The sequence below is a fragment of the Pseudorhodoplanes sinuspersici genome (assembly GCF_002119765.1).
Lineage (GTDB): Bacteria > Pseudomonadota > Alphaproteobacteria > Rhizobiales > Xanthobacteraceae > Pseudorhodoplanes > Pseudorhodoplanes sinuspersici.
In genome coordinates this window covers 4,289,567-4,304,062 of sequence record NZ_CP021112.1, presented here as the reverse complement: position 1 = coordinate 4,304,062, position 14,496 = coordinate 4,289,567, and the positions used below count along the sequence as shown (strand labels likewise).

General features: G+C 62.2%; 19 protein-coding genes. 13 read left to right on the top strand and 6 right to left on the bottom strand.

All coding sequences use genetic code 11. The features are described 5' to 3' along the window. Positions 1–172: 172 nt before the first annotated feature. Entirely contained in the window at positions 173–430 is a 258-nt protein-coding gene (locus CAK95_RS20905; RefSeq protein WP_086089669.1) for a hypothetical protein, read from the top strand. A gap of 166 nt (positions 431–596) precedes the next feature. Here CAK95_RS20905 and cutA read toward each other — a convergent pair whose 3' ends face one another. Then, the gene (cutA, locus tag CAK95_RS20900) at positions 597–929 is read right to left on the bottom strand and encodes a divalent-cation tolerance protein CutA (protein WP_086089668.1); all 333 of its coding nucleotides are present in this window, start codon (positions 927–929) and stop codon (positions 597–599) included. A 72-nt stretch (positions 930–1,001) separates the two neighbouring features. Here cutA and CAK95_RS20895 point away from each other — a divergent pair, with 72 nt between their 5' ends. The 5 genes from CAK95_RS20895 (at position 1,002) to CAK95_RS20875 (ending at position 3,550) form a co-directional block, all read left to right on the top strand. Then, positions 1,002–1,781 (top strand): NAD kinase, encoded by a 780-nt coding sequence (locus tag CAK95_RS20895; RefSeq protein WP_086089667.1) that lies wholly within the window; start codon positions 1,002–1,004, stop codon positions 1,779–1,781. Positions 1,782–1,872: 91 nt separating this feature from the next. After that, complete coding sequence (locus CAK95_RS20890; protein WP_086089666.1) at positions 1,873–2,421, top strand: response regulator; 549 nt, start codon at positions 1,873–1,875, stop codon at positions 2,419–2,421. Between the two features lie 10 nt (positions 2,422–2,431). Next, positions 2,432–3,025, top strand: a complete 594-nt coding sequence (locus tag CAK95_RS20885; protein ID WP_086089665.1) for an Hpt domain-containing protein — start codon at positions 2,432–2,434, stop codon at positions 3,023–3,025. A 57-nt stretch (positions 3,026–3,082) separates the two neighbouring features. After that, on the top strand, positions 3,083–3,307 hold the full coding sequence (locus CAK95_RS20880; RefSeq protein ID WP_086089664.1) for a hypothetical protein: 225 nt from the start codon (positions 3,083–3,085) through the stop codon (positions 3,305–3,307). A gap of 9 nt (positions 3,308–3,316) precedes the next feature. Beyond that, entirely contained in the window at positions 3,317–3,550 is a 234-nt protein-coding gene (locus CAK95_RS20875; protein ID WP_086089663.1) for a ribbon-helix-helix domain-containing protein, read from the top strand. Between the two features lie 6 nt (positions 3,551–3,556). Here CAK95_RS20875 and CAK95_RS20870 read toward each other — a convergent pair whose 3' ends face one another. Both CAK95_RS20870 and CAK95_RS20865 read right to left on the bottom strand, forming a co-directional pair. Next, on the bottom strand, positions 3,557–5,026 hold the full coding sequence (locus CAK95_RS20870) for a DUF2336 domain-containing protein (protein ID WP_086089662.1): 1,470 nt from the start codon (positions 5,024–5,026) through the stop codon (positions 3,557–3,559). 111 nt (positions 5,027–5,137) lie between these two features. Continuing rightward, positions 5,138–6,310, bottom strand: coding sequence for a transglycosylase SLT domain-containing protein (locus CAK95_RS20865; RefSeq protein WP_086089661.1), 1,173 nt, complete (start codon positions 6,308–6,310; stop codon positions 5,138–5,140). 195 nt (positions 6,311–6,505) lie between these two features. On the opposite strand from CAK95_RS20865, the gene CAK95_RS20860 reads away from it, so the two are divergent. The 3 genes from CAK95_RS20860 (at position 6,506) to CAK95_RS20850 (ending at position 8,578) form a co-directional block, all read left to right on the top strand. Beyond that, positions 6,506–6,991, top strand: coding sequence for a MaoC family dehydratase (locus CAK95_RS20860; RefSeq protein ID WP_086089660.1), 486 nt, complete (start codon positions 6,506–6,508; stop codon positions 6,989–6,991). Between the two features lie 123 nt (positions 6,992–7,114). Then, complete coding sequence (locus CAK95_RS20855; protein ID WP_086089659.1) at positions 7,115–7,996, top strand: HpcH/HpaI aldolase/citrate lyase family protein; 882 nt, start codon at positions 7,115–7,117, stop codon at positions 7,994–7,996. Between the two features lie 168 nt (positions 7,997–8,164). Beyond that, entirely contained in the window at positions 8,165–8,578 is a 414-nt protein-coding gene (locus CAK95_RS20850; RefSeq protein WP_086089658.1) for a hypothetical protein, read from the top strand. 13 nt (positions 8,579–8,591) lie between these two features. Here the strand turns inward: CAK95_RS20850 and CAK95_RS20845 are convergent, their stop codons facing one another. Beyond that, entirely contained in the window at positions 8,592–9,479 is an 888-nt protein-coding gene (locus CAK95_RS20845; protein WP_086091558.1) for an SDR family oxidoreductase, read from the bottom strand. Between the two features lie 100 nt (positions 9,480–9,579). Between CAK95_RS20845 and CAK95_RS20840 the strand changes: the two genes are divergently transcribed. Next, positions 9,580–10,413: a helix-turn-helix transcriptional regulator gene (locus CAK95_RS20840; protein WP_086089657.1), complete on the top strand. Its 834-nt coding sequence runs from the start codon at positions 9,580–9,582 to the stop codon at positions 10,411–10,413. 44 nt (positions 10,414–10,457) lie between these two features. Here the strand turns inward: CAK95_RS20840 and hisI are convergent, their stop codons facing one another. Then, positions 10,458–10,886, bottom strand: coding sequence for a phosphoribosyl-AMP cyclohydrolase (gene hisI / locus CAK95_RS20835; RefSeq protein ID WP_086089656.1), 429 nt, complete (start codon positions 10,884–10,886; stop codon positions 10,458–10,460). A gap of 152 nt (positions 10,887–11,038) precedes the next feature. Further along, on the bottom strand, positions 11,039–11,677 hold the full coding sequence (gene folE, locus CAK95_RS20830; protein ID WP_086089655.1) for a GTP cyclohydrolase I FolE: 639 nt from the start codon (positions 11,675–11,677) through the stop codon (positions 11,039–11,041). 179 nt (positions 11,678–11,856) lie between these two features. Between folE and CAK95_RS20825 the strand changes: the two genes are divergently transcribed. From CAK95_RS20825 to CAK95_RS20815, 3 genes are all read left to right on the top strand, one after another. Continuing rightward, on the top strand, positions 11,857–12,318 hold the full coding sequence (locus CAK95_RS20825) for an iron-sulfur cluster assembly scaffold protein (protein ID WP_086089654.1): 462 nt from the start codon (positions 11,857–11,859) through the stop codon (positions 12,316–12,318). Between the two features lie 144 nt (positions 12,319–12,462). Next, complete coding sequence (locus CAK95_RS20820; protein ID WP_086089653.1) at positions 12,463–13,935, top strand: UbiA family prenyltransferase; 1,473 nt, start codon at positions 12,463–12,465, stop codon at positions 13,933–13,935. Positions 13,936–13,949: 14 nt separating this feature from the next. Then, the gene (locus CAK95_RS20815; RefSeq protein ID WP_086089652.1) at positions 13,950–14,369 is read left to right on the top strand and encodes a GtrA family protein; all 420 of its coding nucleotides are present in this window, start codon (positions 13,950–13,952) and stop codon (positions 14,367–14,369) included. The last annotated feature ends 127 nt before the right edge of the window (positions 14,370–14,496 follow it).

Genomic DNA, 14,496 nt, shown 5'->3' with positions numbered 1-14,496 from the left:
GATTGCATCCAAATTCTCAGCGGAAGTGACCGGCATCAGCCGAAGCGCCGTTGATGAACTTCGCTGATCAAAAAACTTAAAAAAACCAAGCCTGTTTTCAAATCAAGACTTGCGTCGATCTCCCCACTCGCGCCCTAGCACGCTACGGCCGCTTTTGCAGAAGGAGCAACTCATGCGAACTTTGATTGTTGCCATCACCGCGCTCGCCACGGTTAGCTTCGCCACCAGCGCTCTCGCGCAATCCCAGAGACGCAGCGTGAGTGAGATGATGAGTGAAATGAAAGCAAAGCACGGTCAAACCTTCAATGACTGCCTGAATCTTGCGACATCACGAGGCTTCCGCCTGAGCGGCACCAGCAGCGACGATGACGGTCAGGACATGGCCGTCATGATGTTCATCGACGGTTGCATCATGGGTAAGCAGCGTTGATGCCCCGCCTCTCCGTTTTGGAGAGGTTCGGCCGAGCTCAGCTCGGTCGGGTGAGGGGTTTGGGTCCTGATGAATAGCTGATCCCGCTCACCCAACCCTCTCCCCACACGGGAGAGGGTGCAGACTGCTCGCTGTCACCGCGTGGTTAAACCAGGCATCGGCTAACTCACGCCAGCGCGGCGCGATCGGTCTCCTGCATGATCCAGCGCAGATACGTGTCCTCGACCATTTCGGTCGGGATCACCATGATGGCCGGCGTCTTGTTGGGGTGCGAGGCCTTCAGCGCCCTGCGGACACGGTCGGAAAACGAAGCTCTCGTCTTGACGATCATCACCGCCTCCTGCCCCCGCTCGATTTTCCCCTCCCACCAGTAATGCGACACCATGCCCGGCAGGATATTGACGCAAGCCGCCAGCCGCTGCTCGACCACATCCCGCCCGGCTTTCTCCGCCTCGACAAGCGACGGATAAGTCGTATAGACGAGCACCACGCGTTCCATCTGACACCTCTTGCCTTAACTTTCAGCGGACCGCGTTATAGCAATTGCGACAGGAAGTGCGAGGGGCGACCGATGAGCCCGGCCCGCCGGTACGACAAGATCGCCTTCGTGGCGAGCCAGAGCCCGGAGGCGGTCGAGGCGCACGCGCATCTCGTCAATCGCTACGGCAATTGCGAGCCGGCGCAAGCCGATGTCATCGTCGCACTGGGCGGCGACGGCCTCATGCTGCAGACGCTACGCAGCCTGATGCGCAGCGGCAAGCCGATCTATGGCATGCATCGCGGCACCGTCGGCTTCCTGATGAACGAATTCCAGCTGGACGGCCTGCCCGAACGCCTCGCCGCGGCCGAGCCGACGGTCATTCACCCGCTCGTCATGCTCGCACGCGACAACGACGGCGCAAGCGTCGAGCATTATGCCATCAACGAAGTCTCGATCTTCCGGCAGACCTACCAGGCGGCGCGGCTGCGGATCCTGATCGACGGCAAGGAGCGGCTGCCGGAGCTAGTCGCCGACGGCGTCATGGTCGCCACTCCGGCCGGCTCCACCGCCTATAACCTGTCGGTGCAAGGGCCGATCATCCCGATCAAGGCCCCGCTCCTCGCCCTCACCCCGATCAGCCCGTTCCGCCCGCGCCGCTGGCATGGCGCGCTGCTTCCGGATACGGCACGCGTCGCGGTCGACGTGCTGGATCCGGTCAAACGTCCGGTGGCCGCGGTGGCCGACCATGCCGAAATGCGCGATGTCGTGCGGGTCGAAATCTCCATGGATCATGCCATCTCGATGCACATGCTGTTCGATCCGGGCCACAGCCTCGACGAGCGGATTCTGCGCGAGCAATTTGGTTATTAGCGCACTGGCCGTCGCGCCCTGGTATGGTTAGGGCTTCGTTAATGCGGCAACCGTAGCTTGGCTTTCCCGCGACTTTCGTCCTCGCTTCGCTATGGCTGCCCGCATCGACTTCAATCGCCTGCGTTTCGTCATCATCGACGACAATGCACATATGCGGCGCATTTTGCGCACCCTGTTGCACAGTTTCGGCGCGCGCGAGGTCATTGAAGCGGAAGACGGCGCCGCAGGCCTCGAAGCCTTCATGCAGCACGTCCCCGATATCGTCATCACCGACTGGGCCATGCCGATCTTCGACGGGCTGGAACTGACACGGATGATCCGCCAGCCGGGTGCAAACGCCAACCCGTTCGTGCCGATCATCATGGTGACGGGACATTCGGAAAAGAAACATGTGATGGCGGCGCGCGACGCCGGCGTCACCGAATTCCTGGCCAAGCCGCTATCGGCCAAGGCGCTCTATGAGCGCATTCTCAATGTGGTGATCAACCCGCGGCCATTCGTGCGGACCAAGACCTATTTCGGCCCCGATCGCCGGCGTGGTGTCGTCTCGAACTATACCGGACCGGAACGCCGCAAGGGAGAAAAGGCAGACATCATCGAGCAGCATTCGCTTTACGACAAAGCGAATATATCGAGCTGATGGGGCCGTCATGACAAACGATAACAATGATCGTCATTACAATGACCGTCCTGGCGTTCTCACCTTTGCCGATCACGAGATCATCAAGCCGGTCAACACGCTGGCGAAGGCGATTGCGCGGGTTTCGCTGCCCGATGACGATCCCGTCGCCCGTGCTGAAGCGGCAATGGAGCAATTATCGAGCGAGTTCGCCGATTGGATGGTCAAGGAATGCGACCGTCTCGATGCGGCCCGCGCCAGCATCAGGCAGCACGGCTTCAACAAAGCGACCACCGCCGAATTGTTTCATTCCGCCCATGACCTGAAAGGCGACGCCGCGACATTCGGCTATCCGCTCACCACGCCGGTGGCCAACAGCCTTTGCATGCTTCTGGAGCATTCGCCAAAACACGATCGCATTCCGCTGCTGCTGATCGATCAGCACGTCGATGCGGTCCGTGCGATCGTTCGCGAATATGGCCGGCCGGATATCGAACAGGTCGCAGGGGCGCTGACCATGCGGCTGACCGAAGTGGCGCAGGATTTCCTGATCCGGGAAAACCGCCACCGCCCCGGCTATCTCGATGGCCTGTTCGACGCGCCTCGCGCTGCCGTCGGCGATTGACCGTTACGGAACTCCTCTCGCCCTTTTTGCGTTACCGGGCGAATAGCGGGGTGAGCCATGACGATCGACACAGACACACGCTACGCGGAAACAGATACACGCTACGCCGTGGCGCTCGGCAAAGCCGTGATCAAGGCCTGGGGCAAGCTGCCGCAGGATATACAGCAGCGATTGTTCGAGGATGCCGTCGTGGCCGGGCATCACACCGAGCGCGACGAATCCCTGCGCGAACAGCTCGCCGTTTTCCTGCATGACCGGCATCCACGCACGGAGCAGCAATAGCGACGCCGCATGCCCCGCAAGCTGATCGACTTCCACACCGAAGATCTGCGCGCGCTGCAGGAGCTAGCGGAGGATCGCTCCTCGACGTTACAGGAACTGGTCGATGAAGCAGTGCGCGATGTGCTGCGCAAGCATGGCAAGTTTACCGATCTGCGCGCCGCATTGACCCACAGCAGCCGCGATGACGAAAAAGCCGCGGCCAAGCCCCGCCCTGCCGAGAGACGAAAGCGCAGCCGGCGCTAGCCCCTGTCAGGCCGCAAAGCGCTCGTCGTTATAGTTGGAATAGTGCGACGCAAGCTCATCGAAACTCTCGTAGTCCGCAACTCCACCAGTCAACGGATCATCGTAATAAGCGTCGCTATCATTCGCATAGCTGTCGTTCGCACTCACTTCAGCGAGCAAGCCGGCATCGGGACTGAGATCGTTCCAGTTTCCGTGATCAGCGCCGGCATATTCAGCACTGCCGTAGTCAGCATAATCATAGCCGGCATTGTCCTGGACAGCATTGCCGGCGGCGTCGTGATGATCGGCGTTGTCGTGAGGCGCACCGACATCCTGCCACTGGTCACCGCCAGACATCATGCCGTCCACGAGATCGTCGCAGAACATCCGCGCCTCTTCCCGCGCGGCCTCGGTGGCGAAGCGGCGCAGCAGCATCATCAACGGCTCGATATCGTCGCTGTCGAGGCCCGCGCAACGCGTCAGCACACGCTCGATCATCCGGCGCTTGAGACGCGCCGCGCCGGACGGATCACCGAGGAAGCCGTCCTCATTCAAGGTCGCGACCGCTTCGCGGAAAGCCGGATAGGCTAAAGCCGGCAGACCCGCCTTGTGGTAGAGCGCGCGCAGGCCGGCCCCGCCCCGGTCCTGGATCAACGCCGAAACGCGAGTCCTTGTCGTGCCGGACAGTTCGGCCAGCGCCTCCTCGAACATCGCCATGTTGCCCGACAGCAGCGCCCGCAGGATCAGCCCCGCGGTCAGCTGCCCACTTTCGCGCAGATGGCGGATCAGCGGCCGCACTCCATCCTTTGACGACGATGCGGCAAGCGCGACGGTGGCCTTTTCGCAGGCTTCCTTGGCGATACGGTGAGCGCGATCCGCGTTCAGCCAGTCGCGAGCGATGACAAATTCGGCGAGTGTCCGCGACAATGTCGCGACCAAAGCCTGACGCATCGAGGCCGGAAGATCGCTTCGCGCCAGCAAGGCCTCGCGGATCGCCGCGAGATGCCCGAACCGTTCGACAAGACGTTCCATCGAGAATGGCGCGATATCGGCACCGGGATTTTCCACAAGCTCGAGACAGGCCTCCGCGGTCCCGACTTCGGCGATCGCCGCGGCGACGGAGCGCGGCAGTTTGGCTCTGCGTGCAACCGCGCTCTGCGCCATCGTGCCATACGCCGCCACGGCATCGACGAGTTCGGCATCGAGCAACAGCGGCGAACGTTCAAGGATGACGATGGAAATCTCGGGCTGGTCAGCCGCCAAAGCGTAGATCACCGATGCCGGCGCGTATTCGCTGGCCGCCAGCACTTCCGCCATGGCCGCACGGACCAGCGGCGACGGATCGTCGAGCAGCATGGTCATCGCGCCTTCGGCGGCGGCGAGGTCGTCATTCGACAAGTCGGAATAAAGATAAGCACGGGCCAGAGCGGCAGTCGCTTCGGCTCGCTCGCCGGCGGGCGCGCTACGCAACCAAAAAAGGAACTGTCGAACAATCATGTCTGGCTCAACGCTACAAGACGACGACACACCCGCCGGCTTGCAGTGAGGCTAGCAGATACCCCCTTAATAAAGGGTTCACCATAAATCTTTGCGATTGTTGCCGAAGTCTTAACCGCGCACGCCGTGCGTGAACAGCGAGCGGACATCAGGCGCTGAATCCTGGAACAGGCCGAGCGCCCCGTTGTTCGGTGCGCCATGGGTGTCGGCCTGCGCGACGGTCTGTGGCTGCTGAACCGGATATTGCGGATGCGTCTGATAGCGTGGCGCTTGAACCGAATAGTTAGCCTGCCTCTGCGCTTGCGGCCGTGTCTTGCCCTCAAGCTCGAGCGCCATCTGCCGCGCCATTTCCTGCTGGCTGGTGCGGTTCTGGTTGGTCCACAGATTGGCGACCGTGCTCGACACCGCCTGCCGTGGCTGGGCGGAGCGGTATGGATTGTGGAACATCGACTCGCCGGGCAACGGGTTCTGCACGGCGGCAGCCTGCGTGACATAGTGCGCCATCGCCTGCGGATTGTTGCGCAAGGCGGGAATGCGCGATGCGGTTTCCGCCACCTGATAGGCGCGCGCGACATTCGGCGATTCCGGCACGAAGGCGGTCGATGGCGTTGCCGCCGTCGTCGCATCGGCCGCATCGATCCCGCGCATGCGCGCCTGGGCGACGTCATAGCGGTTGGTCAGGTTGCGGGCGACTTCGGCAAAACTGCGGGCCCGGCCGCTCTGATCGAAGAAGATCGAACGGTTGGCGCGCGCGGCAACGGGAAATGCATCGGCCGCCTTGCCGGAGGGATTGGACTCCGACATGCCGATCAGGCGCGATGCTCCCGTCGCACCCATGAAATGCGCGACATACAATTCGCCGTCGGTCGGTGCGCGGCCGAGATTGTTGGTGAGCTGCTTGGCGTTGCTGTTGGTGAAGACGCCGGCCATCAGCGCATTGGCGGTGGGATCCTGCCGCAGCGCCATAATCTCGCGGCGCATCGACGGATCGTTGACGATGTAACGGCCGTCGTCGGTGCGGGTGATCGCGTCGGCATATCGGTCGTAGCCGAGATAAGGCCCCGCCTCTTTCAAGGTGCCGAGCCAGGTGCGATCGATGAACTGGAACAGGCCACCGGCGGACGAGGTCTTCGCCGCGGCATTGGGATTGAGGTTGGATTCGACTTTGGCGGTGGCGAGGAGATAGCTGAACCTTGCGCCCGTGACCTGCGAGGCCTGCCGTATCGCTGCTGTCGCCGAGTGGGTTGCTCTGGTACCGATCGGCTGCGTGGCTTCTACGGCCATGATCTCCTGCCCCTGTCGTCAGGCAATCGGTGTGCCGATTCTCCCCCTGACGAAGCGACCTTGTCGAACTATGGTAAACGAGACCTTAATGAGTGTGACAAGCGGCACTTTTTGCCGCAGGAGCATGATGCCGAAAAGTGTGAAGCGGTTTTCGGGTGACATCATGCTCCAACTTCAAAGAAATCGAGGAAGCGAATGACGGACACAGCAAAGCGGCACCCGCGCGGCGGCATGTATTTCGAGGATTTCGAGGTCGGCCGGACCTACGAGCATCGCTATTACCGCACGGTCACGCAGATGGACAACATGCTGTTCTCCAACATGACGCTGAACCCGCAGCCGCTGCATATCGACCGGCATTTCTGCGCCACCGAGACCGAATGGGGCCAGCCGCTGATGAATTCGCTGTTCACCCTCGGGCTGATGATCGGCATGTCGGTGAGTGACATCTCCACCGGCACGACCATCGCCAATCTCGGCATGCAGGAGACGCGCTTCCCGCATCCGGTCTTCGAGAACGACACCCTGCATTCCTCGACCGAGATCGTCGGCAAACGCGAATCGAAATCGCGATCCGATGCCGGTATCGTCGAACTGCTCCACCGCGCCTTCAACCAGGACAACAAGCTGGTGGCCGAATGCCGGCGGTCGGCGTTCATCAAGAAGCGGCCGGTGGTGTAGTTGCGGCAAGCAACTGAGGCTCCGTTCGTCCCCGCGAAAGCGGGGACCCAGAACAGTCGCGCTGGATTCCCGCTTTCGCGGGAATGAACGGAGGATAGGTTCACAGCCATCGAGACATCCGATATGCGCTCCCTGCTCTTCGTTCCCGGTGACAGTCCAAAGAAGCTCGACAAGGGTCTATCGAGCGGCGCCGATGCGCTGATCGTCGATCTTGAGGATTCGGTTGCCGCCGACCGCAAGGCGGAGGCCCGCGCGACCGCATTGGCCTTTCTGCAGGGTGCTGCAAAGAAAGCGCACCGCCCGCGCCTCTTCGTCCGCGTCAATGCTCTTGATACCGGCCTGACCGATGAAGACCTCGATGCCGTCGTCGCCGGCAAGCCGGATGCGATCATGCTGCCGAAGGCCGCGGGCGGTGTATCGGTCACGCATCTGCATGCCAAGCTGTCGGCCCGGGAAGCGATTGCCGGTTTGCCGGACGCCGCCATCGGCATCATCGCCATCGCGACGGAAACGGCGGCATCATTGTTCACGACCGACACCTATGGCGGCTCCTCGCCTCGCCTCACCGGCCTCACCTGGGGCGCCGAGGACCTCTCCGCAGATCTCGGCGCCGAAGCCAATCGCGACGAACGCGGCGACTTCCTGGATCCCTATCGTCTGGCGCGGGTCCTGTGCCTTGCCGGCGCTTCGGCCGCGGGCGTCACGGCCATCGACACCGTCTATGTCGATTTTCGCAATGAAGCCGGCCTTTGCCGCGAGGCGGAAGAGGCCCGCCGCGACGGGTTCACGGCCAAGATGGCGATCCACCCGGCGCAGGTCGCGATTATCAACGACGTCTTCACGCCGAATGCCGAAGCGATCGCGCAGGCGGAAAGCATCATCGCCGCGTTCGAGACGCAGCCGGGCGCGGGCGTCGTGGGAATCGGCGGCAAGATGTATGATCGTCCTCATCTTGTCCGCGCGCAGCAACTGTTGGCGCGCGCTGCGGCTGCGAAATCCGTTTAACGCGTTGAACCTTTTTCTGAACAGCTGCAACCCAACCGGATTGAACCAAAATACTGTATCAGCGCGTGGACAATGACGCTTGCGCGCGGCGCGATCGACTACAGATAACCGCTAGTCAGGGCGGCGGCGAGGTTTGAAGTGGCGGCAATTCTCCATCGAGGCGTCGCCATGCTGTTTGCTTTCATCGCAACGACAGGGCCGTCATCCGCCGACGTTCTCGACGTTGTCCGCGGCTGGGACCTGCTGGGCACCTTCGCGGTGAATTGCGCCAGGCCGCCGTCGCCCGATAACGCCTATGCGCGTTATGTGCAGCGCGAGGCAGCCGTGTTCCTGGATCGCGATGTCGGCAGCAACCAGGACTCGCTCGCCATCGTCGATGCGTCGGCTTTGCCCGACGGAACGATCTCGATCGTGATCGATTTCGGCAAAGCCGGTACGCGCACCAATATCCTCGCCAAGGATGCGGCGGGGCGCATTCGCGCGATGGCCAATCACGACAGCAAAGGCCGGTTCAGCGTGCGCAACGGCGTGGTGCTTTCGCTCAAGCGGCCGACGCCATGGCAGGAGCGCTGCGCGCCCTGAGCGCAGTTAGTTTCTAGCTTCCGAAATAGCCGGGCTGATCGATATCCTCGATAAGCCCGCGCTGTCGTGGCTGCCATCCCAGCAATTCGCGCGTTTTCGCACTCGAGGCCGGCACATTCATGCTGGCGAAATGGGCGAACCAGCCGAAATGTTCTGCGGCTTCCTCGGCGGTCTTGCTGACCACCGGCACATTCAGACGGCGGCCGATCACCTCGGCAATCGCGCGAAACGGCACGCCCTCCTCGGCGACACCGTGATAGCGCGCGCCCGCAGCATTCTTCTCAAGCGCCAGCCTGTAAAGGCGCGCGGCATCGAGCCGATGCACCGCCGGCCAGCGGTTCAGCCCGTCACCGACATAGGCCGAAACGCCTTTCTCGCGTGCAAGGTTGATCAGCATCGGCACGAAGCCATGATCGCCGACGCCATGCACCGATGGCGATAGGCGAACGATAGAGACTCGCACACCGCCTGCCGCCACCGAATTCGCCGCCTCCTCCGACGCAACGCGGGGGATGGACGACGCCGGCACGTCGCCTTCGGTCACAAGACGGCCCTGCGGCAAAAGTCCTATTCCCGATGTGATGATCAGCGGCCGGTTGGAACCGACAAGCGCAGAGCCAAGCGCCTTGATGACGTGCCGGTCCGCTTCGCAATTCTCCTTGAACTTCGAGAAGTCGTGGTCGAAAGCGGTGTGGATCACACCATCTGCAGCCGCAGCTCCCTTCCGCAGGCTGTCGAGATCCTCGAGCGAGCCACGATGCACCCCGACTCCGGCCGCAGCCAGCGATGCGGCCGCCGCTTCAGAGCGGGCAAGTCCAAGCACCTCATGCCCGGCAACCATCAAGTCGCGAACAACAGCCGAGCCGACGAAGCCCGTCGCTCCGGTGACGAACACACGCATCTTCAAAACCCTCTTTATGTGATGAGGGTACTGTCGTCGCCCAATATATTCTGGTAAAGTAGTGGTGTTATACTGTTATAAAAACTAACTGGACGACGCGATGGCGGACAGCAATCTCCTTGGCGCTTACCTGAAAGATCGCCGCGCCAAGCTCGATCCCGCGGCGTTCGGCTTGCCGCTGAAACGCAGACGCACGCCGGGCCTGCGGCGCGAGGAAGTCGCCCAGCGCGCCAACGTCAGCGCCACCTGGTACACATGGCTGGAGCAAGGACGCGGTGGCGCGCCGTCGTCCGATGTGCTCGATCGCATTGCCCGCGCCATGATGCTGACGGACATCGAGCGCGAGCATCTGTTCCTGCTCGGCCTCGGCCGCCCGCCCGAGATTCGTTATCGGGCCGTCACCGGCGTAACGCCGCGATTGCAACGCGTGCTCGACGCCCTGGAGATCAGCCCCGCTTTTGTGAAGACGCCGACCTGGGATGTCGTCGCGTGGAACAAAGCCGCCGCAGCGGTGCTGACCGACTATGGTGCACTCCCACCCGAGCAACGCAACATCCTGCGGCTCGTCTTTCGCGACTCTCGCGTGCGGGCGGCGCAGGTCGATTGGGAAAGCGTGGCGCGCTTTGTGGTCGCTGCGTTCCGGGCCGATGTCGCACGCGCCGGCGCCGTGCATTCGATCCAGGCGCTGGTCGATGACCTTTGTCAGTCGAGCCCTGAATTTGCGGCGATGTGGCGCGACAATGACGTGCGCGCCTATAGCGATGGCGCTAAGACGCTGCACCATCCGGTCGTTGGACCGCTTGCGATGGAATATTCAGCCTTTGCCGTCGATGGCCGGCCGGATCTTGGGATGGTGGTCTATAATCCGGCAACGCCTGCGGATGCCGATAGGATTAAGACGCTGATCGCGGAGAAAGAAAAGATAATGCGCTGAATGTGCCGTCACGGTGCATGACGCGAGAGCCGGATTTTCTACGTTCAGTCTTTCCGATAAGCACTCGCCGGATCGAAGGCCTTGTCCGCCTCGCGAAATTCCAGCGCCGCCTCGCCGGTCTGTCCGAGCGGCACCGCGCGGTAGAAGCAGCTTTTGCGACCGGTATGGCAGGCGCCCGGCCCCTTCTGCTCTACCCGCAGCCACACGGCATCCTGATCGCAATCGACGCGCATCTCGATCACCCGCTGGGTGTGGCCGGATTCCTCGCCCTTTCGCCACAGCTTCCTGCGCGAGCGGCTGAAATAATGCGCCTCGCCAGATGCGATGGTCTTCGCCAGCGCCTCTTCGTTCATATGCGCGACCATCAGCAATTCGCCGGTCGCAGCGTCGGTCGCCACCGCGGTGACGAGACCGTCGGCGTCGAATTTGGGAAGAAGCGTCAGGCCTTCTTCGATTTCGGATGTGGCGACCATGACGGCGCTCCAGAAAAAAGCCAGCGACAATGCCGCTCGTCCCCGCGCAGGCAGGGCCCCGGCATCGAGTCGGCATACAAATTCAGTCTATCTGGATTCCCGAATGCGCGGGAATGAGCGGACGAAAAGCTTCGCCCGCTCGGATCAGACAATCAGCGCTGTCCGGCGCGGATCGAGGTCAAAAAACGCACCTGCTCGTTCGGATCCTCGCGGAAGGTGCCGCGGAATTGCGTGGTCACCGTCAGCGCGCCCGGCTTGGTGACGCCGCGGATCGACATGCACATATGCTCCGCCTCGATCATCACGGCGACGCCCTTCGGCTTCAGGATCTCGTCGATCGCGGTGACGATCTGCGCGGTCATGTGCTCCTGCGTCTGCAGGCGATGCGCGTAGATATCGACAAGGCGCGCCAGCTTCGACAGGCCGACCACGCGATCGACCGGCCGATAAGCCACATGCGCCCGGCCGTAAAACGGCATCATGTGGTGTTCGCAATGGGAGTTGAAGGTGATGTCGCGCACCAGCACGAAATCGTCATAGGCTTCGCTCTCCGAGAAGGTCCGGTCGAGCACCTCCTTCGGATTTTCGCGATAGCCGCGGAACATTTCCTCATAAGCCTCGACCACGCGGCCCGGCGTATCCAGCACGCCGTCGCGCGCCGGGTTGTCGCCGGCAAAGGCGATCAGGGTCCGCACCGCCTCTTCCGCCTGTTCGCGGGTCGGGCGGGCAATATCGGAAGTGTCGGCAGTCTGCTGGCCGGTCTTGGGCCAGGGCTTGATAATGGCGTCCATACGAGGTCTCTCCGTTCGACCGGGGCTCTCAATTCAGAAACGGATTGGGCCACCGGGGGTGTCACCGGGTCGGCCGCGTCACCCCTCCGGGCTTGGACGCCGCATTCCCAAGCGCCTATATAATCGGTTGGCGCTGCAACTCCAATAACGGTTCCTGAACGAACCAGTCAGCTTTTTTCATGATCAACGACGTCTACAACACCAAAATCCTCGAATTGGCCGGCTCCATCCCCCGGATCGGCCGTATGTCCGACGCGCATGGCAGCGCTACGGCGCATTCAAAACTGTGCGGTTCCACGGTCACCGTGGACCTGAAGATGGACGGCGATACCGTCACCGACTTCTCCCATGACGTCAAAGCCTGCGCCCTCGGCCAGGCCTCGTCCTCGATCATGGCGCGGCATGTCATCGGCTCGCAGGCCGAGGAATTGCGGTCGCTGCGCGAGACGGTGCGCCAGATGCTGAAGGAGAACGGCGCCCCGCCCTCCGGCAAGTGGGCCGACATCGCGGTGCTGGAGCCGGTGCGCGACTACAAGGCCCGACACGCCTCGACCCTTCTCACCTTCGATGCGGTCGTCTCGGCGATCGACCAGATCGAGCAGAAACGCAAGGCGGCCAAGGAAACAGAGCCCGCGGAATAATCGTCGCAGGTCCGCCGACCTTACCGGGACCTTACCAGGATCGAAGAAATCCGGGCCTATTCAGGTTAACAAAGGGAACAAAACACCCAGCAAATTTTGCGCATTAGATAGCCCGTCGGAATGCAGCCGACGGGAATATTGCAAATGCGTGCCCTTAATTTTGCGACCGCGGAGCAGAAAGCTCTTCAGGCCGATCTGCCCCCTCTTGTGCTCGATGTCGATGATGCGCTGCTGCGCACCGACCTCTTGCACGAGACGGCAGTCGCTTACGTGAAGGCCAATCCGCTTCGTGTTGTTCAGCTTGGGCTTTGGCTGCTGCAGGGCAAGGCCGTCCTCAAGCGCAAACTGAGCGAGCGCGTTCCCCTCGACGTCGATCATCTTCCGGTCAACGAAGACCTCGTCGCATTCGCGGCCGCAGAGCATGCCAAGGGACGCAAGGTCGGCCTCGCCACAGCGGCCGACCTCTTGCTCGCGCATCGCCTGGCCCGGCGCTTCGATTTCATCAGTTTCGTGATCGCCAGCGATGGTGTCACCAATCTGAAGGGCGGACACAAAGCCCGGCAACTCGCGGCCCGTTTCCCGAGCGGCTTTGCCTATGCCGGCGACAGCCAAGCCGATCTGAAAGTGTGGCGGCAATCGCGTTCGATCGTGCTGGCCGGTGCCTCACCATCCGTTGCACAAGCCGCCCGCAACCTTGGCAAGCCGGTCGAAGCGGAATTCCCACGTCCCTCACTCGGCCTGAAGGGTTTCGCCAAGGCGCTGCGCATTCACCAATGGGCCAAGAATGCGCTGGTGTTCGTGCCGCTCATCCTGTCCGGCATGGCGGACCAGCCGATGGCTTTGCTGCAGGGCGTGGTTGCCTTCGCGGCGATGTCGCTGATGGCGTCGGGCACCTACCTCCTCAACGACCTGTTTGATCTGGCCGACGACCGCAAGCACTGGACCAAGCGCAACCGGCCGCTGGCCTCCGGCGCGTTGCGCATCAAGCACGGCATTCCCATCGCGGCTGCCCTCATTGCCACGAGTTTCGTGGCGGCAGCATGGCTCGGCCTCGCATCGCTGGCGGTGCTGACGCTCTACATGGCGACGACGCTCGCCTATTCCTTCTATCTGAAGCGCCAGCCGATCGTGGATGCGTTCACGCTGGCCTTCCTGTTCACGCTGCGGCTCGGCATCGGCATCACCGCCGTCGCGGCCCCACCCTCGCCATGGCTGCTCGTCTTCTCGATGTTCCTGTTCACGTCGCTGTCCTTTGCCAAGCGGCAGACCGAAATTCAGCGCAGCGTTGCGAAGGGCCAGACCACGATCAGCGGCCGCGGTTATCTCGGTGCCGATTCCGGCCTTGTGCTGGCGATGGGCATGGCCACCGGCATGTCGGCGATCGTCATCATGGTGCTTTACATCATGAACGACGTTTATCCGGCTGGCTTCTACCACATGCCGCAATTGCTCTGGGTCCTGCCGGCGGCCTTGTTCATGTGGATCTCGCGCATCTGGCTGCTTTGCCATCGCGGCGAACTGAATGACGATCCCGTCGCCTTCGCGGTCCGCGACAAAATCAGTATTGCGCTCGGCGGCATCATGGGCGCGGCATTCCTTGCCGGCTGGCTGGTCTGACACCGGACGCACCGATGCAGGCCCTGCTTCAGAACCAGGTCGTCCGCTTCCTGTTGCTCGGGGGCCTTGCCGCCGCCATCAACTGGCTGGTGCGCTTTCCGCTGTCGCTGATCATGCCGCTCAGCGCTGCCGTGCTCGTGGCCTATGCGATCGGCATGTCGGCGGGTTTCTGCCTTTATCGGACTTATGTGTTCCCCGGCTCCAACCGCCCGATGGCACAGCAGATCATTGTGTTTCTGCTGGTCAACCTTGTCGGCGCGGTCGTGGTGCTGGCCTTGACGCTCGCGCTTCTCAATCTGCAAGGCGGGATGCCGCTGCCGGACACGATCAAGGAAGGCCTCGCGCATGGCGTCGCCATCGGCATCGGTGCCGTCGTGAATTTCTTCGGCCACAAGCTGCTGACTTTCAGCGTCGCGCGAACGCACAGGGCGTGATGATCGCTGCATATACAACTCGATATTCGCCACAGCATGAGTTTGCGTCATGACTGCATCCGATCTCGGATCAACGATCCATTCTACTTCCCCTAAAAAGCTTGGACTCTCTTCCCGCGCAGTTGGT